The sequence below is a fragment of the Chelativorans alearensis genome, assembly GCF_010993735.1.
GTDB lineage: Bacteria > Pseudomonadota > Alphaproteobacteria > Rhizobiales > Rhizobiaceae > Chelativorans > Chelativorans alearense.
Window position 1 is genome coordinate 394,698 of the sequence record NZ_WQNI01000003.1, and the last position, 19,208, is coordinate 413,905.

The window sequence follows — 19,208 nt, forward strand, 5'->3', positions numbered from 1 at the left end:
TTATGGTCGGGAACCCTCACTCAGGGTGGTGCGCCGTGATCGAGCTGCTCTCCAGATCCGCTGCGGCGACGAGAAGGGCTGCAGGCTTCGTGGTTCTGCTGCTTATGTTCGCACAGATCATCGTTGTTGCCCTGCGCTACGTCTTTTCGCTCGGATGGCCCTGGGCGCTCGATTTCCTGGTCTACTGCTTCTTCGTCTCGGCTCTGCTGCCGGCACTGTTCGTCTTGATACGAGACGTCAGCGTGAGGGTCGATGTGTTTTACAGCCAGTGGGCGGATGAGAATCGGCATCGCATCAACCGGCTTGCGCTTCTGGTCATCCTGTTCCCGTCGATGGCCTATGCCGGATGGGCATCTTTGGCCACCACCGTCAGATCCTGGGCGGTACTCGAATCCTCTCCGACCTACGGCGGATTGCCAGGCTATTTCATCCTGAAAACGCTGCTTACCCTGGTGTTCTTCGTGCTCGCGGCTGTGGCCTTCTTCATGGCGCTGCGTCGCGCTCCCTATTCGATGGGGCGGCACGATGAGTCATGAACTCCTGCTCATTCTTCTGGGCCTGCTTCTGTTCGGGGGGATACTCAGCGGTGTGCCGGTCAGCTTCGTTCTGCTCGGCGTACCGTTCCTGGTCGCCGTCCTGGGCACCTTGACGGGAACGTTCGATCTCGCCTTCATCAACGCGTTCCCGTCGCGCGCCTTCGGCCTGCTGACAAACCCCGTCTTCGTTGCCGTGCCGCTTTTCGTGCTTATGGGGAGCCTTCTCGAGAAGGCTGACATCGCCAAGCGAATGATGCTCACGGCCGGTGCGCTCTTCGGCGAGCAAAGGGGCGGACTTTCCTATGCCGTCATCATCGTGGGAGCGTTGCTTGCGGCTTCGACCGGGGTGATCGGCGCGACGATCTTCATGCTCGGGCTGATCGCGCTTCCGGCCATGCTGAGCGCCAACTACTCGCCGCGCCTGGCTTCGGGCGTGATCTGCGCATCAGGTTCTCTGGGCCAGATCATCCCGCCATCGATCCTGCTGATCCTCTTATCGGATCAGATATCGGCCGCCTATCAGAGCGGGCGGCGTTCCGCCGGCGATTTCGCTCCTGAACCAGTTTCCGTCGGCGACCTGTTTGCTGCGGCGCTGCTGCCGGGCTTGGTGCTCGTCGGTCTCTACCTCCTCTACACATTCATCCTTTCCCGTCTTCGTCCCGAGACCTGCCCTCCGATCCGCCAGTTCTCATCGACGGGCGAGCAGCGTAAGCCTGGCCCCGAAGGGGTCGTTAAGGCATTGGTGCTGCCGCTTGCGCTGATACTCCTCGTCCTCGGCTCGATCCTCGGCGGTGTTGCCACGCCGACGGAAAGTGCTGCGCTCGGCGCTGCCGGCGCGCTGGTTCTGGTGGCGATGGAGCGCGAGCCGGTTCCGACCTGGCGCCGGCGCATCATTCTGGCGGTGCTACCAGCCGCCTTCCTGCTGGTGGTGGTGAAGGTATTCGGGGGCGCAAACACGTCGCCACTCCTGATGTCGGTTGGGCTGGCGTCGCTGGTCGTTCTGGTCGCCGGCGTTGCATTGGCAACCTGGCAGGAACTGCAGGAAGGCGAACTGATCGACGTGGCCTCAAGCACAGCCACGGTGGTGTCGATGCTGACGCTGATTGTATTGGGAGCCACGATGCTTTCGCTGGTCTTTCGTGGCCTGGGTGGCGATGAGATGGTCGCGGATCTCCTTACCGGGCTGCCGGGAGGGACAGCGACGGCCGTGCTTGCGGTCATGGTCGTCATCTTCTTCCTCGGTTTCGTCATCGAATACATCGAGATCATCTTCATCGTGGTCCCGGTGGCGGCACCGCCGCTCATGGCGGCGGGGGTTGACCCGGTATGGTTCGCCATCCTGATCAGCATGAACCTTCAGATGAGCTTCCTGACGCCGCCATTCGGCTACGCGCTCTTCTATTTCCGTTCTGTAGCGCCGGCCGCACTGACGACGCGGGACATCTATGCCTCGGTCGCACCCTTCATCCTGCTTCAGTTGCTGGCATTGGCGCTGGTCGCGGCGTTTCCGACACTCGCGACATGGCTTCCGGGTGTCATCTTCAAGTGACGTCAACAAAACAAAAAGGGGAGTACGAAAATGCACAGACGAAAATTTTTGACCGCGAGCGCGATAGCCGTCCCGACGGCACTCGCTGCACCGTCAATAGCTCGCGCACAGGCCAAACATGACTGGAAGCTGGTCACCTCGCTGCCCAAGAACCTCCCCGGGCCAGGCGTTTCGGCGCAACGCTGGGCCGACAGAATCACGAAGATGTCGGGCGGCGAACTCAGTGTGACGGTCTATGGTGGCGGCGAACTCGTCCCTCCCTTCGGTACGCAAGAGGCGGTCGAGAACGGCACCGCGCAGGCGTATCACGGGTCGGGTTCCTGGTTTGCCGGCCGCGATATCTCGCATGCCTTCTTCTTTTCAGCGCCTTTCGGACTGCTGTTCGACGAAATGCATGCCTGGATGTATTACGGGGGCGGGCAGGAACTCCTCGACGAGTTCACCAATCCCCGTGGCCTGCAGATTTTCATTGCTGGGGGCTCGGGTGTTCAGACCTTCGGCTGGTTCAAGAAACCGATCAATTCGCTGGACGATTTGCAGGGCCTCAACTTCCGCGCGACCGGTTTCGGGGCCAGTGTTCTCAACAAGATCGGCATGAACGCCGTCACGACGCCGCCCGGCGAGATCTTCCCGGCCTTGCAGTCCGGCGCTCTCGACGGCGCCGAATGGGTCGGTCCCTCATTCGACCAAGCGTTCGGCCTTCAGAAGATCATGTCCCATATGTACACCCCGTCCTTCGGCGATGTGTACGGGGGGATCGAGTTCGGGATCAATCTGGACGCTTGGAATGCGCTTTCGGAAGACCTGCAGACCATCGTGGTTACTGCGACAGAGGCGGAGGCAAATCGCTCCTCGGCGGATGCTTTGAACATGAACCTGGACGGGCTGGCTGCGCTCAGGGAGGTCGAGGGCCTGACGATCGGAACCTTGCCCGAAGACGTATGGGATGCGCTGCGTAGAGCTTCCCATGAGGCAATGGATGAAGTGGCAGGCACCAACGATTTCGTCGCGAAGTTGATGGAAAATTACTACAGCTACGTCAAAAGAGCCTCGGAATACAAACAGCTCTACGACTTCGCGTTGTACGAGCAGAGAGCTAGTTACGTAGGCTGACGGCGTGCCGTATATGCAGCCGTTTCTTTCAAAACGTACAAGGGTCGGCGAAGCTCGCCGGCCCTTGGCTCATCAAGCATTTTCACGGCTTGCGGTGCAATTTGTCGCTCAGGAATCCGCGTTTGGGCATTGGCCGCTCCGTTCCCGCAGGTGAGTGACATTCGGATCGATCGGGCCGAGCGGGCCACCGACGGCGATTTCCACGGCGCGGGCAGCGGCCAGGAGCGCAGCTTCGCCACGTGGTTTGCCGATCAGTTGAAGCCCGACCGGAAGGCCTCGGGGCCCGGTCCCGGCCGGTACCGAAATCGCGGGCAATCCAGTGACAGTGGACAAGAAGGCGAACCGCAACCAGTCAAGGTATCCATCAAGCGCACGCCCGCCGATTTCGCGCACCCATTCCTCGGCTTGCGCGCGCGGCAGGCAGCCAACCGCCGGACATGCGAGCACATCATAGGTCGCGAAGTGATCGACCATGTTGTTGTAGATGGCCGACCGACTTAGATTGGCACGGGCGATATCATCCATGGTCAGCGCACGCCCGAGCGCGATATCTTCGGCCAAGGTGGCCTTGTAGTGATGGGTGATCTCCTGCGGCATCCGCAGGTTTAAAGTCGCCCACATCATGCCGCGCAGAACACGATATGTCCGGTCTAGATCGGGCAGATCCGGACAGATCTCCTCCACCGTCGCACCGTTTCTCTCCAGCAGACCCAGAACTTTGCGTAAGTGGTTTTCGACTTCTCGGTCGACTGGCGAGAGGCCATTCAAATCTGCCGAGAAAGCGATCCGCAGCTTGCCATCAGCGTGTTCGACCGCGGACTGGAACGGCTCGCTCGGGGCTCGATAAGACACCGGAAATCGCGGCTCGAACCCCGCCATCGCATCGAGAAACAGCGCGCAATCGCGCACGGTGCGTGCCATCGGTCCCTGTACGCCTTCGATCATGAACCCGTTTTCCCTGGACCCGCCGCCGCACATGCCCGGGCTCGGCCTGAGGCCGACCACGCCGCAAAATGCAGCCGGTGTGCGCAGGGAGCCGCCGTGGTCGGATCCATGACTCAGCCACAATTCGCCGGTGGCAAGCGACGCTGCGCCGCCGCCGGAGGATCCGCCCGCATTCAGGGTCGTGTCCCAGGGGTTGCGCGTGGGACCGAACACGTCGTTGAAAGTATTGCCGCCGGCGCCGAATTCGGGCGTGTTGGTCTTGCCTGCCACGATGCCGCCGCGCGACTCCAGCCGTTCCACCAGCGGATCGCTGTCCTCGGGAACGAACCCAGCCAATCCTCTGGTTCCAAACGTGGTACGCACGCCCGCCACGGGGGTCAGATCCTTGATGCCGATGGGTAGGCCCGCCAGCCAGCCGGCGTGGGCCCTGTTAGACAAGTCCAGCTTCCGCGCAGCCTTGTATGCGCGGTCGGGGCACCGGGTTGGCGTCGCGTTGATAACTGGATCGACGGCCTCGATCCGCTCGTAGGCGGCATCCAGCAACTCGGCCGGCGAAATCTCGCTCCGCCGCAACAGCCTGACGACCTCGACCGCCTCAAGCCTGCACAGTTCGGGACCGGTGAAGTCCGGTGAATTCGGCTTGATGCTTGTTGGCGTCGTTTGCGATTTAGGCATTCTCTACCCTAACGTCCTTTGCGGATGCGGCCTCTCGTCGAAGCGAATGTACATCGTTGGCTGCTGCGCGCTGCGCGGGCGGCGGTGCTACAATCTCACCCATAGACCTGTCGTCCTTTCCACCAGGTTTCCCGCACCTGTGTTGCGCCGATCTCAACGTAATCCAGATTTTCAGGATTCTTGTTGAGAACGATGAAATCGGCCCATTTGCCCGTTTCGAGGCTTCCGGTCTCGTTCTCCATCCCCAACGAGCGCGCGCCGTTCACTGTATAGAGCCGTAGCGCCTCGGGCAGCGGAATCGCCTGCTCCGGGTTGATCGCGCCTTCGTGGGCCCTCGTGGCATTGCGGCGGCTTATCAGGCCCGCCAGTCCGGTCCAGGGGTTCGCGTCCGGCGCGGCCGCAGGCCAATCGGAAGCACAAATCACTTCCGCCCCCGCGCGCAGCAGGTCGCGAACGCGGTGCAGCCTTGCCATCCGGCCCCGTCCGAGAACCGCAACCTGCGCTGCCGTAGCCGGATTGGGATACCAGAGCTTCGGTGATATCTCCGCAACCGCGTCCAGCGCGCGGAACCGTGGCAGGTCGGCATCCGAAACAAAGGCGGAATGGGCGATTTCATGGCGCAGCCCGCTCGGGCCGTTCGTCCGCCGCGTCGTCTCGATCGCATCGAGACCCTTGCGGATCGCATTGTCGCCGACTGCGTGCATCTTGACGACGAACCCACGCCTGTCGAGCTCCATCACGGTCACATCGAGTTCGCGCGGGGCGATGAGCAGCGTGGCGTCGGGGTCGTGGCCGGCGGCATCGTAGCCGCTCTCGGCCAGGTATGGGTCGAGGAAGGAAGCGGTGAAACCCGGCGCCACTCCATCGAGAAACAGCTTGGCAAAGCGTGTGCGGAGATTGTTGCTGGCATAGCGGTCGCTCAGGCGCTCCATTTCCTCATAGGCCATGGGCGTGATCGATGCAGGGCTCGTCCGCGCGATATGAGCGGCGCCGTGCAGCGTCAGATCACCACTTTGATCCGCAGCGTGATAGGTCGAAAGTTCGGGCTCATAGGCCATCGGCTCCTTGAACGCGGTTATGCCCATCCGATTGAAGTATCGAACGAAGTACCGGCATCCCTCGGCGAGTTGTTCCGGCGCCCAGTTGAGGAGCGCTTGGACCGGGGCACTGGCCGCTTCCGCCAGAATGCCAGTGGGAGTGCCCGTTTCGTCACGCTCGACAATTCCACCGGGTATGTCGGACGTCTCGGCGGTAAGTCCCGCCTTCTCCAGCGCCAGCGAATTGCACCAGACGATATGGTGGGACACATCCTTGAGTATCACCGGATGAACGGTGGTGATCGCATCCAGCAGCCTGCGCGGACAGGAGCCCATCTGGTCGCGCATGTCCGGCCGCCACGGACCGCCTGCGATTGACCGACCCGGTTCCGTTGCGGCGGCGCGTTCCTTGATAGCGCCGAGCAAGACGCTGAATTCCTCGTCGTATCCGACAAATACCTCAAAGAGGTCACGACAGGCGCCCCAGAGCGCGTGCGTGTGGCTTTCGACGAGTCCGGGCATGAGAAACAGCTCACCCATGTCCCGCATCGCCGTGCCCGGCCCGGCCAGCACCGTCACCGCCTCATCGCTGCCAACAGCGATCAGCCGTCCATTCCGTACCGCCAATGCCGTCGCGCGGGGGCAGGTTGGATCCATCGTGTCGATCTGTGCATTGAACCAGATCTGATCGGCCTGTGTCGGCATAACGATCTCCTCCCAACTTGGCCCGCAATCCATAATTTTGTTGATAGTGTCAACATTAATCGTTGACTTTTACAACAAAAAATATGACGGTTGTCGTTGGAGGAGACGCCATGGCGACCGTGAGGCTGAACTTAAAGCGCGAACGTTCTGTTGACATGGAGGAGGTGAATGGGCGCATTCACCCGCCGATTCACACAATTCTTGACGCCCTTTCGTTCCGCCTTGCCCGCCTTGTCGCCGTCAATGAACGCAACGGAGCCGCGCGATTCCGCAACGCCTACGGCGTCAGCCTGAACGAGTGGCGCGTGTTGGGGCTGGCCCATGCGCTCGCCCCGGCAACGGTCAGCGAGATCCGGAAGGTCCTGCTGATGGACAAGGGGCAACTTAGCCGGACAATTCGCCAGCTTGTGGACGCGGGCTTGATCACGACCCGAACGGCCCCCAGCGACAGCCGCAGTGTCGAAGTGCTCCTCACGGATGCCGGTCGCGACTTGCATGACCGCATCCTCGAATTTTCGCGTGAGCGCAACGAAGCGGTGGTTGCGACGCTCACTTCCCGGGAGTGCAGCGAGCTTATGCGCCTAATCCAGAAGATCACGGCGCACAACGAAGAGTTGTCGCGACTGGCCGGATGGCTGGAGTGACAACGCAAGCGCGCAAATCCCCGCTGGAACGAGTCGGCTATGCCGCCGCCGGGCTGTTTTCTCTGGCGATCATGCTGGTCATTGCATTCTTCGCGCTGGACGAGGCCAATGCCCGCTTTGGCACGATCGCGATATCCGCCGCGATCGTGATCCTGACCAGCCCTGCCGTTCGGATACGGGGTTTTGAGCGCAGGGCCTGGCTCAGCTGGCTTTTCGACGGACTATTGGTCGCAAGCTTCATCTGGTCGGCGTGGTGGTTCTTTAAAGTCAAGGCCGAGCTTTGGACTGGCTTCTATATGGCCACGCCCATGAACATCGCCGCCGGTCTCGCCGGCGTGATCTCCCTGGTCCTTCTGACGGTCCGCGCCTGGGGCTGGTCGCTGGTCATCATGGCCGCTGCTTTTGTGCTCTTTGCCTTCGCCGGCCCCTGGTTGCCGGGGCTTCTGGAGCACTTCGGCGTCGGAATCAGCGATTTCATGCAAATCGTCTGGTATTCCTTTGACGGCGTTTTTGGCCGCACGACCGGTCTCGTGGCGGACAATGTGCTGATATTCCTGATTTTCGGCGCCGTGCTTGAACGCACTGGCGCCGGTCAAAGCCTCATCCATCTGTCCACTGCTCTCACGGCACGCATTCGCGGCGGCGCGGCGCATGCCGCCATCGTCGCAAGCGCCGTGTTCGGGATGATGAGCGGCTCCGTCGCTGCCAATATCGCGGGCACGGGCGTATTCACCATTCCGATGATCAAGCGGCAGGGCTTCTCGGCGAATTTTGCTGGCGCTGTGGAAACCGCCGCTTCCTCGGGAGGGCAACTGACCCCGCCGATCATGGCAGCCGCGGTCTTCGTCATGGCGGATCTGGTCGGCATGCCGTTTGCCTATGTAATCGCGGCCGCCGCTCTGCCAGCCCTCTTCAAATATATAGGGTTGTTCAGCCAGGTCTATGCCGAAGCGATCCGGCTCGACATCAAGACCCTGCGGAAGGAGGATATCCCGACCATCACCCCGCGCGACTGGGTGAATTCGGCGCTTGTCTTCCTGCCCATCGCAGCCCTGATGGCCACCTTCATCCTGGGCAAGTCACCGGCCACGGCCGGGCTTGTGGGCGTTCTGACCGCCATCGGCGCGGGGATTGTCCTGAACCCCGAATTCCGCCGCAAGCCGGGGCGCATTGCGCAGGCGCTCACCGACGGCGGTATCTCAGCAGCGCAAATCATGCTTGCCGTCGGTGTGATCGGCATCGTGCTGGCGGTGATCAACGAGACCGGTGTGGCCATACGATTTGCCACCTCGATCTCGGCGTTCGGCGAGGATTTCCTGCTTGCGGCGCTGGTGTTGGCGATGTTCGGCGCGTTGATCCTGGGAATGGGCCTGCCGACACTGCCCGCCTATCTGATCATTGCGATCATGATCGCGCCGGCGATCGTCAAGGCAGGGGTGCCGCCGATTGCGGCGCATATGTTCGTCCTCTACTACGCGGTCTATTCCTCGATTGTGCCGCCCATCGCCTATGGGTGCTATGTCGCCGCGCCGATCGCTGGCGGGCATCCCCTTGGCACCGCCTTTGTCGCGCTCCGCATATCGATCGTCGGGCTGTTGGTGCCTTATGTTTTTGTGTATTCGCCCTCGCTGCTCTTGGTTGCTGACGGCTTCAGCTGGAGCGAACTCACCTTCGCCGTCCTGCGCCTGCTGGCCGCAATCTGGATGTTCGGCACGTCTCTCGGCGGTGCCGATCCCATTATAGGGCGGCTCGCCCTGCATCAAAGAGCGTTGCGCCTGGTTCTCGGAGCGGCCTGCTTGATCCCGATCGCCTTTGTTTGGGTACCTGCCGCCGCGCTGGCAGTGATGGCCGGCCTGTCCTGGAAACGGCTGCTGTTCCGGCAGCCGGATATCCCCGAAACCCCAACAGGGAGGTAACGATGCAGAATATCCTGCCCAAGGCTTTCACGGTTGCCGCTGTCGGTGCGCTGGCCGTGGGGCTATACGCCGCCGCTGCTCACGCGGAAGTCTTCAAGGTCACCTCTATCGCGCCTGGCATGTCGCCTTTCGTGGTCAACACCGCAATTTCCAAAGTCGTGAACCGCCACCTGGAGGACGTGGAATTCCAAGTGAACGCCACTGGTGCGGCGACAAAACATTTCGTTGACGCAGCAACGGGCAAGGCGGATTTCCTGTTCGGTTCGCCCACGATCAACTGGCTGCTCGCAAACCAACTCGGCCCCTTCAAGTCGTTCGACAATGGTGCGGAACTGGAAAAGCAGGTGGGCATGATCTTTTCCTACCAAATCGGCCCCTATCACTATGTCACCCGCGCCGACAGCGGCATCGAAAGTCTTGAAGACCTGCACAGCAAGTCGATTTTCGTCGGACCTCCAGGCGGCGCGGCAAGAGGCGTTGTGCTGCGGGCGATCGAAGAGGTGGCGGGGATCACCCCAGAGGACATGGACGTGCAGAGTTTCGGGTTCGATGCCGCGATTCAGGCCTTCCAGGACGATAAAATCGACGTGATCGTGTTGCCGACCAACGTACCGTCGCCGGCAATACAGCAGTTCGCACTGACCAAGAAGATCCGCATCCTCGACGTCGACGTCGACAAGATGACGATCAACGCTTCCACGGGCGGCACTGTGAATACTCTGGCACCCGATGCCTACGGAGACAGCCAGGTCAATCAGACGCCTACCCGCACGCACGGTGCTATGGTGAATTTTTCCGCTGGCATGCATGTGGACGAGGAGACTGTCTATCAGGTCACCAAGGCGATCTGGGATCATCTGGACGAGATCCACGAAACTGCACAGTGGCTACCTAACACGATCACACGGGAGGCGGCGCTGGAGCTGGTAGCAGGGCGGCTGCATCCGGGAGCGGAGCGGTATTACCGAGAACAGGGCTGGGATATTCCCGAACCTGTGACGTTTACCTCCGGCAACTGACGGGCCACACGCCGCGTATGATGCGCTATTGCGCGGTGGTGCCCGGGCCGGCGGGGGCGACTGGCAAGGGGCTGAATTTGGCCCAATTCAGCGATTTCTGCAGCTACATCCAGCGGTAGCTGACATAGGCAAAATCAGAATATTGCGTTGACGATGCCTGACCGGAAATGCAATTCGCCGCCCGACGATGAGCTTTGACTTGCAGCTTACATAGGCGTCCCTAGGGGTAGATTGGAGGCGTGGCCTGCTGCCGGGATTTTCGGAGAGGGAGTTAAGCCAGCCAACTTGCTCGACGCGATCTCGATGATCCAGTCGTTCTACTACCGTGCAGAGCGCAGTTCGCCTAGAGCGCGAATTCCGGCGGTATGGCCGACACATCATCCTCGTTCTCGAGATGCAACAGGGTTTGGAGTAGCGCTGTCACCCGGCTTTCGCCCAATGCCTCATCGGTCAGCGAGCGAAATTTCCGGATGATCTGTCGCTCGTCGCTGTCGGGTCTCACCGCCTCCTGTCCGCCGGTCTCCGCGACTAGGCGTTCTCCGTTGTTAAGGACGACCGTGATGCGCGCGCGATGTTCGACGGGTTCGCTGAGGAAGGCTCGCGTGAAATCCTCGTTTTCCAGAAGATCTATCTTGTCCATGATCTCACGTAGCCGCGGATCGGACAGGCGGTTCTCATTGAAGGAGCCCAGAGTAATGCTCCCTTCCGTCAAGGCAGCGGCGACCACATAGGGAATGCTGTGATACGCCGCCTCGCGGGTTTGCGGCTTCCAGATCTCCTTGCCGGTTCCGACCGCATCGATGGCCTTTCGGTATATTTCGACGGTGATCCGGTGTATCGCGTCTGGCGGCGGCAGGGGAGCGAGCTTCTCGGCCGCCAGGATGAGCGGCACGGTGTTGCGCTCGGACGGGCGAATCTTGACCTGTGAATCGAGGATCTTGAACGGGGTGCCGTCACCGCCGAGGACATCGAGGCTGAAACGCCGGCCAAGCACGAAGTCGCAAAAGCCCACCCTTCCGACAAATGGCAAGTTCGGCCCGTCAAGGCCGGCTTCGGCGAGGAGCGCCGCGAACACGCCCGCACGTGCCGCGTGGCCGGTCGCGGCCGGCTTGAAGCCCGTCTTTCCGTCACGCCGGACCTGCTTGAGAATAACATTCGGCACGACGGCCATGGAAATGCAGTGGCCCATCTGCTCGGGCGTCAGGTCGAGCAGTTTGCCGGCCGCCACCGCGCTGCCCAGAACGCTGCAATTGGTGTAGTCGAAGCCGCCATTCGGAAAGATGTCACAGAACCGCAGGAAGACCTCGTAGCCGAGGACGATCGCGGTGATCAGGTCCCGGCCGCTCGCCCGGGCGTGTTCTGCGACCGCGAGAGCCGGCAGGACGATATCGCTGGCGTGACCGTCGAGACTTCCCGGCCAATGATAGAAGTCGCTGAATTCCAGGTAGCGTGCGGCGGTGGCGTTCGCGAATGCCGCAAGCTCCGGGCTGGCCTTGGTGCGCGTACCGATCACGGTCGCGCCATCCGCGTCCGCCGTTCTGGATGCAACGGAGCGCGCGATCTGGCAGGGCGCGCCCGAAAGGCCGCCGACCAGGGCGCCGAGCGTGTCGATGATCCGCAACTTCGCGGCATGAACGACTTCCACGGGCAGATCGTCGAAATGAAGGCCGGCAGCGTAAGCCGCCAGACGCTCCCGTATCGGGTCGACCGCCCTTTGGGCGTCCGACCCGGACATGTCGATGTTCCTTGCCATCATCCTTGTTTCACTCAAGCTTGATGCCAGCCTTTTCCACGAGAGCGGACCAGCGCTCTAGATCGGATTTCATCCTCGCTTCGAGAACGGAGGGTGCTCCGCCGATGACTTCGTGATTGAGGCCGAGAAGGATCTTCTTGTTCTCGGGGTCATTGAGCACGCGGTTGATCTCTTCGTTGAGCCGGTTGATGATCTCCGCAGGGGTCCCCGGTGGTGCCAGGACGGCCGTGTAGGCGACGACCTCGTAGCCCGGCAGCGCCCCGGAAATCGGAGGCAGATCTGGGACGAGCTCGGTCGGATCCAGTGTCGTCACGCCGAGCGCCTTGAGCTTGCCGGAGTCCACCAGCGGCAGGGCAGAGTCCGCGCCGATTATGCCCATCTGGACATTCCCCGCCATCAGGTCAGTCCTGGCCGCGCTGCCGCCGCTATAGTTGATGCGGACCACGTCAATGTCTGCCATCGACGTGAACATCTCTGCGGCCAGGTGCATCGAACCTCCGACACTCGTCGCAGCATAGTTCAGTTCGCCGGGGCGAGCCTTGGCGTAGTCGATGAGCTCCTGGACGGAATTCACCGGAAGCGAGGGATGGACGACCAAGACGTTGGCGTCCTGCGAAACCAGGATGATGGGCGTGAAATCCTGCAATGGATCATACGGCGCCTCGCGGAACACCGTGCCGATCCACATGCTGCTACCCGTGACGAGAAGCGTGTGGCCATCCGGCTCGGCTCTCGCGACGGTCTGGTTTGGTATGACACCGCTCGAACTGTTCTCGACGATCACGCTTTGGCCAAGCGGCCCGGCCAGCGCATTGGCGAGAAGGCGCGATATCGTATCGTTGCTGCCCCCGACATCGGTGGTGACGATTCGCACCGTCTTGGACGGGAAATCCTGTGCTTGGACGACGGCCGGACTGACGATCGCAGCGGCGATGGTCAATTGCATGACGGTAGCTAGTCTAACAAGCATATCTTCCTCCCTTGTTTTTGGGCATCGCATGCCCGGTCTGCGACATGCCGCCGACGAGGCGCTTCAGAGCGCCGACGCCGGACACGTAAGCCACGCAAGAACCATGCCGTCTCGCCGGGAAGACAGCGGACGGCTACCATAGGCGCAGAATCTCGATCCAGTTGGGTTCCTCGCCCATCGGATATTGACCGATCCGGTTGAGGCTGCCGGTGTCACGGTCGATGGCGTAGACGCTCAAGCCGTGGGACTCCTGTCCGGCGCAAAGCAGATAACGGCCATAGGGGTCGATATTGAAACCCCTTGGCCGCCTTTCGGTGTCGAATGTTCCGATCGGCTCCGGCAGACCCATGGCATCCAATGCGAAGGCGGAAAGCGTGCTCGTCGCCCGCTCGGATGCATAAAGGAAGCGGCCATCCGGTGTGAGGTGCAGGTCGGCTCCTTCCAGCTTCTCGAGCGGCCGGTCTCGCGGCGCCGTTTCGATGATCCGCCGTTCGGTAAGCGCGCCGCTCCCAGGATCGAAATCGAAGGTGTAGAGCGTGGCGTCGGTCTCATTCAGAATATAGAAAGACAGCCCGTTCGGGTGAAAGGCCATGTGCCGCGGGCCAGCCTTCGGCAGGACGCGGACCGAGGACACGGACCCCTGCGACATGCGTCCCGTGATCGCGTCGAAGTCGTAGCAGAAGACCTGGTCAGCGAGGCAGCTAGCCGCGAAGACCCGGCGGTTCGTGGGATCCGGCAGGATCGAGTGGATCTTGGGTTCGGCGCGGAAGACCTGCCGCGGCGCGTGCACGAAGCCGTGCGGTCCGATCGGGGTCACGCTCAGCACGCTGTGACGTCGATCCTTGCTTTCCGGGATCGACGTCGTGAAAAGCCAGCGACCGCTCGCATCGACCGAGAGAAAGAGCGCGCTGAGCGGCAGAGGCGCCATGCCAAGATGTGTCAGCTCTCCGGTCCGCTGATCGATACCGAAGCTGGCCACGCAGTAAGGCTCCGATCGCAGGGCCGCGAACAAAAACCTGCGATCCGGACTGACCGCCATCGGCATCACGCGTCCGGAAACGGCGAGTTCTTGCACCGGCGCCAGTTTTCCAGATTCCGGATCGAGGCGGAGCACCCGTATCTCGCGGCTGCCGGCACAGGAAACGTAGGCGAAAATCCCACCTCTAACCATAGTCCCCGTCATCCCTTCCTTCGGTTTGCCGTCAGGCTGCCAATCGAGCGATGGCCACCGACGGCACCGAATCCCGGTATTTCCTTGTTGCAAGGCCCTTGCGGCGGTTCGGCCAGTCGTCCCAATCTTCCGCAATTGGGCCGAGAGAGGCCTGGCGGATCGGCGCCTTAAACCGGGGCGCCCTCCCGCATCTCGCTTCGGTCAGTCGTCGGTCCCGTCAATTCTCCCGGAGGCCGAGCGTCTCGATGATCTTGCCTAGGCGCTCCATTTCTTCCGCGACCGCCATCTCCAGTTCCCCCGGAGAGCCGCCAATGGCCTCTTCGCCCTGAGCCAGAATAACCTGCTTCGCCTCGTCGGTGCCGAGATACTGGGCGATTTCCTGGTTGAGACGCGCGACGATTTCCTCGGGCGTACCGGCCGGCGCGAACATTGCCCGACGGCTGACCATCTCGTAACCCGGCACGGTGTCGGCGACGGCCGGCAGATCCGGCATGAGCGTCGAGGGTTTCGCGCTCGTGACGGCGATCGCTCTCAGGGTGCCGGCCTTCACCTGGTCGGCCACCGAAGACACGCTGTCGAACGCCAAGTGGATGTCACCGGCGATCAATGCCTGCATCTGGTTGGCCGGGTTCTGGAACGGAATGTTGACGATGTCGGTGCCGGTCATGGACTTGAAGAGCTCGCCGGCAAGATGCGTGTTCCCGCCCGGCGAACCCGACCCGTAATTCAACTCGCCGGGTTTCTCCTTGGCGAGCGCAATCAGCTCTTCCACCGTGTTCACAGGCAAAGACGGCGTCACCACGATCACCTGCGGCGATTGCGACAGCAGGGATACCGGCACAAAATCTTCGACCGGGTCGTACGAGGCATCCCGCATCAGGGGACCCACCCAGAAACTGCCGCCGGTCACCAGCACGCTGTAGCCGTCAGGATCGGCGTTTGCTACCGCCTCGACCGCGCCGCTTGATGTGCGGTTCTCGATGACGATCGGCTGACCGAGAGCACCGGAAACTCCGTTTTCCAAGATGCGCGACATACGGTCTGCGCCACCTCCGACGGCGGAAGTGATGATACGCACCGGGCGTTCGGGGTAGGCTTGGGCGAAAGCCAGATCCGCGGCAAGCATGGTCGGTACGATACCGGTCAAGAGTGCCAGGAATGTTCGCTTGTTCATGTTCTCCTCCATTGTTCGGACATTGGTCGTTCGCAACATGCCTGTCGCACAGGGCGTCACCGCCCCGGCAACTCGAAAGGTCGGGTCGCAAATTCCGTGCCGCCGACGCGCGTCGACAAGCGGTCCGGGTTGGCGGCGAATGGCCCAGGGCCCTACGTCTGCCGCGGGAAGCGAACCTCCTGCCGATGAGCGCGGTCTGTTGTGTGCTGCGAGGTGGCACATGAATTGCGCCTGTCCGGTGGCACTCATTTCTGTCTGTGAGGTCGGCGGGTTCTCTATCTGAAACTCACCTCCGTCCGACCCCCGGGGAATGGCCAAGTCGCGTGTATTCAAGGGAGGGAATTGTGCGCCTCAAGATCAAGAGCACGGAGGATTTCTGGGCGGGGCTGATCTTTTTCGGAATAGGTCTCTATGCAATCTACTTGGCCTGGGACTATCCGATGGGGTCGGCTCTCAGAATGGGCCCCGGCTACTTTCCGACCTCGCTCGGCGCCATCTTGTCGGCGTTCGGCCTTGCGATCATCGCATTGTCATTCAGGCTCGAGCTTGAGAACCCGGCCCACGTTCCATGGGCGTTCCGGCCCTGGCTGGTCCTTTGCGGGACCCTTGTGGTCTATGGCCTTATGATGAGGTTCGAATTGGGCTTCGTGCCCTCGCTCATGACCCTCATCATCGGGTGTTCGCTCGCCCACAGGGATGTGCATCTTCTGGAGACTGCCTTGCTGAGTGTCTTTCTGACAGCGGCCTGTGTCGGCGTGTTCATCTATGGACTGGGGCTGCCCTTCCGCCTCTTCTGGTGGAGCTACTAGATGGAGGCGCTGCTTTATAACCTGACCTACGGCTTTTCGGTGGCGCTGACGCTGGAGAACATTTTCTATTGCTTTTCCGGCGTCTTTCTCGGGACTCTGATCGGTGTCCTGCCGGGCGTCGGATCGCTCGCAACCGTTGCCATGCTGCTACCGCTGACCTTCGCGTTACCGCCGGTATCGGCCATCATCATGCTTGCCGGCATCTACTACGGTTCGGAATACGGTGGCTCGACGACATCAATTCTGGTCAATCTTCCGGGCGAAGGTTCATCGGTCGTGACCTGCATTGAGGGCCACCCGATGGCGCGGCAGGGACGGGCCGGGCACGCGCTCGCGATCGCCGCGATCGGGTCCTTCTTCGCCGGCTGTGTCTGCACGTTAGTCGTGGCGATCTTCGGCCCTCTGCTGGCATCGGTCGCGCTTCAGTTTGGTGCACCGGAGTACTTCTCGCTGATGGTGATGGCGCTGACGTGCGCTTCGGTCGTTGGCGGCGGCTCTGTCCTGAAATCGCTGGCCATGGTGACGCTCGGCCTGCTCGTCGGCATCGTCGGAACGGATGTCAATTCCGGCATCTGGCGTTTCGCGTTCGACCTGTGGACACTGGCCGACGGCATCAGCGTCGCGGTCGTGGCGATGGGGGTTTTCGGGCTGACGGAGATCATCAAGAATCTTGGCGACGACGAAATCCCGCCCACACTCCTGCAAAAGAAGATCACCGGTCTCATGCCGCGCTGGAAGGATCTCAAGCAGGCGTTCGCACCGATCCTGCGCGGGACGGCAATCGGCGCCTGCTTCGGACCGCTGCCCGGGCTGGGCGGCACGGCAAGTTCCTTCGCCTCCTACATGGTCGAGAAGAAAGTCGCCAAGGACCCGTCACGCTTCGGAAACGGAGCGATCGAGGGCGTTGCCGGTCCTGAATCGGCGAACAACGCCTGCTCGCAGACGACTTTCATTCCGATGCTCACGCTCGGAATTCCAAACAGCGGGACCATGGCGCTGATGTTGAGCGCCCTTACCATTCACGGCATCGCGCCGGGACCGCAGGTGATGACCTCGCACCCGGACCTGTTCTGGGGGCTGATCGCGAGCATGTGGATAGGCAACGCCATGCTGCTCATCCTCAATCTGCCGCTCGTCGGCGTCTGGGTGAGGCTCCTGAAGGTTCCTTACCGGTTGCTCTTTCCGGTCATCATCACGATGATGGGCATAGGGATCTACAGCCTGAACTCCGATCCAGCGGACGTTTTCCTCATGGCCTTCTTCGGGTTCACCGGCTATGTCGTGGTGAAGTGCCGTTGCAGCTTGCCACCCATGATCCTTGGCCTCGTGCTTGGCCCGCTGATGGAGGAAAACCTCCGTCGCGCCTTGCTTATTTCGCGTGGTGATCCAACGGTCTTCTTCACACGTCCCATCAGCCTGGGATTCATGATCGCGACCGCGGTGCTTTTGCTGATGTTCCTGGCGCCGGTATACCGGCGTGCGCGCAAGGTGGCACCGGCGGAAGAGGAAGGCTAGGAAGGGAAACCGAAAGACTCGTTGCGTCAAGCCAAACTCCCGCTGCCGGCCGACGGTTGTCGGCTTGACCGCTCGGAGAGAATTGAGCCGGCGGCATGCACATGATCTGCTTGATCATTACCGGGAGTTTGCGCGCGAACCGGGCGGGATCGACGTCGCAATTACCTTCCACTTCCATGGTGCCCGCGAATGATCATAGGCGCCGCCGCACGAGAGGCAGGGATACGAATTCTGATCGAGGGAGAGATGCGATCAAATGACGAATGCAGGTTCAGAGAGACGCCTGCCCCTTGCGGCATCAACGCCGAACCATGAGAGGTTCCGCCGTTCCGACAGGCCGTCCACGAACACGAAACGGCCGTATCTAGCAGGAAAGCCGGCCAGGTGGCTCGGGCTCTGCAGGAAGGAGTATGGGCTATGAGCGGGCTGAAACTCAGCTTGGCAATCCTGCGGAACGAGCGCTCGAGCCCGATCATCGACGGGCAGGTGCGCGTCCAAGGCATCGACCTGGACATCACGGTCGGGAAGTCCGGTGGCGAGATCTTCTGGCGCCAGCTTCACTTCCAGGAGTTCGATATCGCCGAGATGTCGTTTTCCGACATGCTGATGCTGGTCTCGCGTGGTCATATGGACTGGGTCATGCTGCCAGTGTTCACGACCAGACGCTTCTTTCATACGAATATCCTGGTCCGGGCGGATTCTGACATCCAGGGCCCGGCAGACCTGCGGGGAAGGAAGGTCGGTTTGCAGGAGTACGTGCAAACGGCGAATGTCTTTGCCCGGGGGGTTCTGCACGACGAGTTCGGGGTTCATCCCGACGAGATGCACTGGTACCAGGAACGCTCCGAGGAGATGGGCCATTGCCATCATTTCGGCATGAAGCCTCCGGTGAAGCGGTTCGACTTCGTTCCGGCCGACAGGTCGGTCGGGGAGATGATACTGTCGGGCGAACTCGACGCGGTGATGACCTATCCCCACAAGCCGAATCTGATGGACCGCAGTTCGGCGAGGCTTCGCGGCAACCCGCGCATCCGCCCGCTATTCCCCAAACCACGGGAGGAGCAGCTGCGCTATTACAGGAAAACCGGGTTTTTCCCTATCAACCACGCGCCCGTGATCCGGCGTTCGCTCGTCGAGGCACATCCCTGGATAGCGCTGAACCTCTACCAGGTGTTTCTCGAAGCAAAGGAGCGCGCGATGGCGCCCCTGCGAGAGATCGCCGATGCCCAGTCGATGCTGGGCTGGATTGACGACGATACCCGGAGAGTTCTGGACAGGGATCCCTATCCCTACGGTTTGGCGGCGAACCGGGGGGTCCTGGAAACCTGCGCGCGGTATTCGCTTGAGCAGGGGCTGTCGGCCCGGTCGGTCGCGCTCGATGAGGTCTTCGCCGAACAGGCCCTGTCGTTCTGACGGCCAGCTGCGTTGCCCGAAGTGAATGCCGGGCCGTCATAGGGCCGTGGGTTGCGCGGTTTGTCGGTGAGGCGTCTATGTATCGACGCGAGCACGGTTGCGGGTCGTATGGCATAGTACTTGCGTTACCATCTGCGTCTGGCGCGGTATGCGCCCCAGTCAGGCGCGAAGGGAGGAAACGTGTCGAACAGGGATTACGGAGACATGTTCGGTGGCGGGGCGTTGGTCGCGATCGGCGCCTTCATCGCCTATTACGCGGTGACC

General features: G+C 61.6%; 15 protein-coding genes. 9 read left to right on the plus strand and 6 right to left on the minus strand.

Annotated features, from left to right (window positions below; genetic code table 11):
- Positions 1-35: 35 nt before the first annotated feature.
- Genes GPJ75_RS07230 through GPJ75_RS07240 form a run of 3 tightly spaced genes read left to right on the plus strand, consistent with a single transcriptional unit; the run spans position 36 to position 3,198 of the window.
- Complete coding sequence (locus GPJ75_RS07230) at positions 36-536, plus strand: TRAP transporter small permease subunit (RefSeq protein WP_163266563.1); 501 nt, start codon at positions 36-38, stop codon at positions 534-536.
- Complete coding sequence (locus GPJ75_RS07235) at positions 526-2,085, plus strand: TRAP transporter large permease (protein WP_163266565.1); 1,560 nt, start codon at positions 526-528, stop codon at positions 2,083-2,085. Before GPJ75_RS07230 ends, GPJ75_RS07235 begins: the two co-directional genes overlap by 11 nt.
- A 30-nt stretch (positions 2,086-2,115) precedes the next feature.
- Positions 2,116-3,198, plus strand: a complete 1,083-nt coding sequence (locus GPJ75_RS07240; RefSeq protein ID WP_163266567.1) for a TRAP transporter substrate-binding protein — start codon at positions 2,116-2,118, stop codon at positions 3,196-3,198.
- 108 nt (positions 3,199-3,306) lie between these two features.
- Here the strand turns inward: GPJ75_RS07240 and GPJ75_RS07245 are convergent, their stop codons facing one another.
- Positions 3,307-4,818, minus strand: a complete 1,512-nt coding sequence (locus GPJ75_RS07245; RefSeq protein ID WP_163266569.1) for an amidase — start codon at positions 4,816-4,818, stop codon at positions 3,307-3,309.
- Between the two features lie 95 nt (positions 4,819-4,913).
- Positions 4,914-6,560, minus strand: a complete 1,647-nt coding sequence (locus GPJ75_RS07250; protein ID WP_163266571.1) for an amidohydrolase — start codon at positions 6,558-6,560, stop codon at positions 4,914-4,916.
- Positions 6,561-6,670: 110 nt separating this feature from the next.
- Here GPJ75_RS07250 and GPJ75_RS07255 point away from each other — a divergent pair, with 110 nt between their 5' ends.
- The 3 genes from GPJ75_RS07255 to GPJ75_RS07265 are packed head-to-tail and all read left to right on the plus strand — an operon-like array spanning position 6,671 to position 10,139.
- A complete protein-coding gene (locus GPJ75_RS07255) occupies positions 6,671-7,204 on the plus strand; it encodes a MarR family winged helix-turn-helix transcriptional regulator (protein ID WP_163266573.1) in 534 nt (177 codons plus the stop codon).
- Complete coding sequence (locus GPJ75_RS07260; protein WP_163266575.1) at positions 7,201-9,120, plus strand: TRAP transporter permease; 1,920 nt, start codon at positions 7,201-7,203, stop codon at positions 9,118-9,120. The genes GPJ75_RS07255 and GPJ75_RS07260 overlap by 4 nt, the downstream gene beginning before the upstream one ends.
- 2 nt (positions 9,121-9,122) lie before the next feature.
- Positions 9,123-10,139: a TAXI family TRAP transporter solute-binding subunit gene (locus GPJ75_RS07265; RefSeq protein ID WP_163266577.1), complete on the plus strand. Its 1,017-nt coding sequence runs from the start codon at positions 9,123-9,125 to the stop codon at positions 10,137-10,139.
- Positions 10,140-10,482: 343 nt separating this feature from the next.
- Here GPJ75_RS07265 and GPJ75_RS07270 read toward each other — a convergent pair whose 3' ends face one another.
- The 4 genes from GPJ75_RS07270 to GPJ75_RS07285 all read right to left on the minus strand — a co-directional run bounded on the left by GPJ75_RS07270 (position 10,483) and on the right by GPJ75_RS07285 (position 15,246).
- Entirely contained in the window at positions 10,483-11,874 is a 1,392-nt protein-coding gene (locus GPJ75_RS07270) for an MmgE/PrpD family protein (protein ID WP_163266579.1), read from the minus strand.
- 28 nt (positions 11,875-11,902) lie between these two features.
- A complete protein-coding gene (locus tag GPJ75_RS07275) occupies positions 11,903-12,838 on the minus strand; it encodes a Bug family tripartite tricarboxylate transporter substrate binding protein (RefSeq protein WP_163266581.1) in 936 nt (311 codons plus the stop codon).
- A gap of 157 nt (positions 12,839-12,995) precedes the next feature.
- Positions 12,996-14,045 (minus strand): lactonase family protein, encoded by a 1,050-nt coding sequence (locus GPJ75_RS07280; RefSeq protein WP_163266582.1) that lies wholly within the window; start codon positions 14,043-14,045, stop codon positions 12,996-12,998.
- Between the two features lie 205 nt (positions 14,046-14,250).
- Positions 14,251-15,246 (minus strand): Bug family tripartite tricarboxylate transporter substrate binding protein, encoded by a 996-nt coding sequence (locus GPJ75_RS07285; RefSeq protein ID WP_163266584.1) that lies wholly within the window; start codon positions 15,244-15,246, stop codon positions 14,251-14,253.
- Positions 15,247-15,551: 305 nt separating this feature from the next.
- Between GPJ75_RS07285 and GPJ75_RS07290 the strand changes: the two genes are divergently transcribed.
- From GPJ75_RS07290 to GPJ75_RS07300, 3 genes are all read left to right on the plus strand, one after another.
- A complete protein-coding gene (locus GPJ75_RS07290) occupies positions 15,552-16,016 on the plus strand; it encodes a tripartite tricarboxylate transporter TctB family protein (protein ID WP_163266586.1) in 465 nt (154 codons plus the stop codon).
- On the plus strand, positions 16,017-17,531 hold the full coding sequence (locus GPJ75_RS07295) for a tripartite tricarboxylate transporter permease (protein WP_163266588.1): 1,515 nt from the start codon (positions 16,017-16,019) through the stop codon (positions 17,529-17,531).
- 417 nt (positions 17,532-17,948) lie between these two features.
- Entirely contained in the window at positions 17,949-18,944 is a 996-nt protein-coding gene (locus tag GPJ75_RS07300) for a PhnD/SsuA/transferrin family substrate-binding protein (RefSeq protein ID WP_163266591.1), read from the plus strand.
- The last annotated feature ends 264 nt before the right edge of the window (positions 18,945-19,208 follow it).

What these genes read in the sequence shown, in the direction of transcription:
- GPJ75_RS07235 (WP_163266565.1), top strand. Translation starts at nt 526, where the DNA reads ATGAGTCATGAACTCCTGCTCATTCTTCTGGGCCTGCTTCTGTTCGGG.
- GPJ75_RS07240 (WP_163266567.1), top strand. Translation starts at nt 2,116, where the DNA reads ATGCACAGACGAAAATTTTTGACCGCGAGCGCGATAGCCGTCCCGACG.
- GPJ75_RS07245 (WP_163266569.1), bottom strand. Translation starts at nt 4,818, where the DNA reads ATGCCTAAATCGCAAACGACGCCAACAAGCATCAAGCCGAATTCACCG.
- GPJ75_RS07250 (WP_163266571.1), bottom strand. Translation starts at nt 6,560, where the DNA reads ATGCCGACACAGGCCGATCAGATCTGGTTCAATGCACAGATCGACACG.
- GPJ75_RS07255 (WP_163266573.1), top strand. Translation starts at nt 6,671, where the DNA reads ATGGCGACCGTGAGGCTGAACTTAAAGCGCGAACGTTCTGTTGACATG.
- GPJ75_RS07265 (WP_163266577.1), top strand. Translation starts at nt 9,123, where the DNA reads ATGCAGAATATCCTGCCCAAGGCTTTCACGGTTGCCGCTGTCGGTGCG.
- GPJ75_RS07270 (WP_163266579.1), bottom strand. Translation starts at nt 11,874, where the DNA reads ATGTCCGGGTCGGACGCCCAAAGGGCGGTCGACCCGATACGGGAGCGT.
- GPJ75_RS07275 (WP_163266581.1), bottom strand. Translation starts at nt 12,838, where the DNA reads ATGCAATTGACCATCGCCGCTGCGATCGTCAGTCCGGCCGTCGTCCAA.
- GPJ75_RS07280 (WP_163266582.1), bottom strand. Translation starts at nt 14,045, where the DNA reads ATGACGGGGACTATGGTTAGAGGTGGGATTTTCGCCTACGTTTCCTGT.
- GPJ75_RS07285 (WP_163266584.1), bottom strand. Translation starts at nt 15,246, where the DNA reads ATGTTGCGAACGACCAATGTCCGAACAATGGAGGAGAACATGAACAAG.
- GPJ75_RS07295 (WP_163266588.1), top strand. Translation starts at nt 16,017, where the DNA reads ATGGAGGCGCTGCTTTATAACCTGACCTACGGCTTTTCGGTGGCGCTG.
- GPJ75_RS07300 (WP_163266591.1), top strand. Translation starts at nt 17,949, where the DNA reads ATGAGCGGGCTGAAACTCAGCTTGGCAATCCTGCGGAACGAGCGCTCG.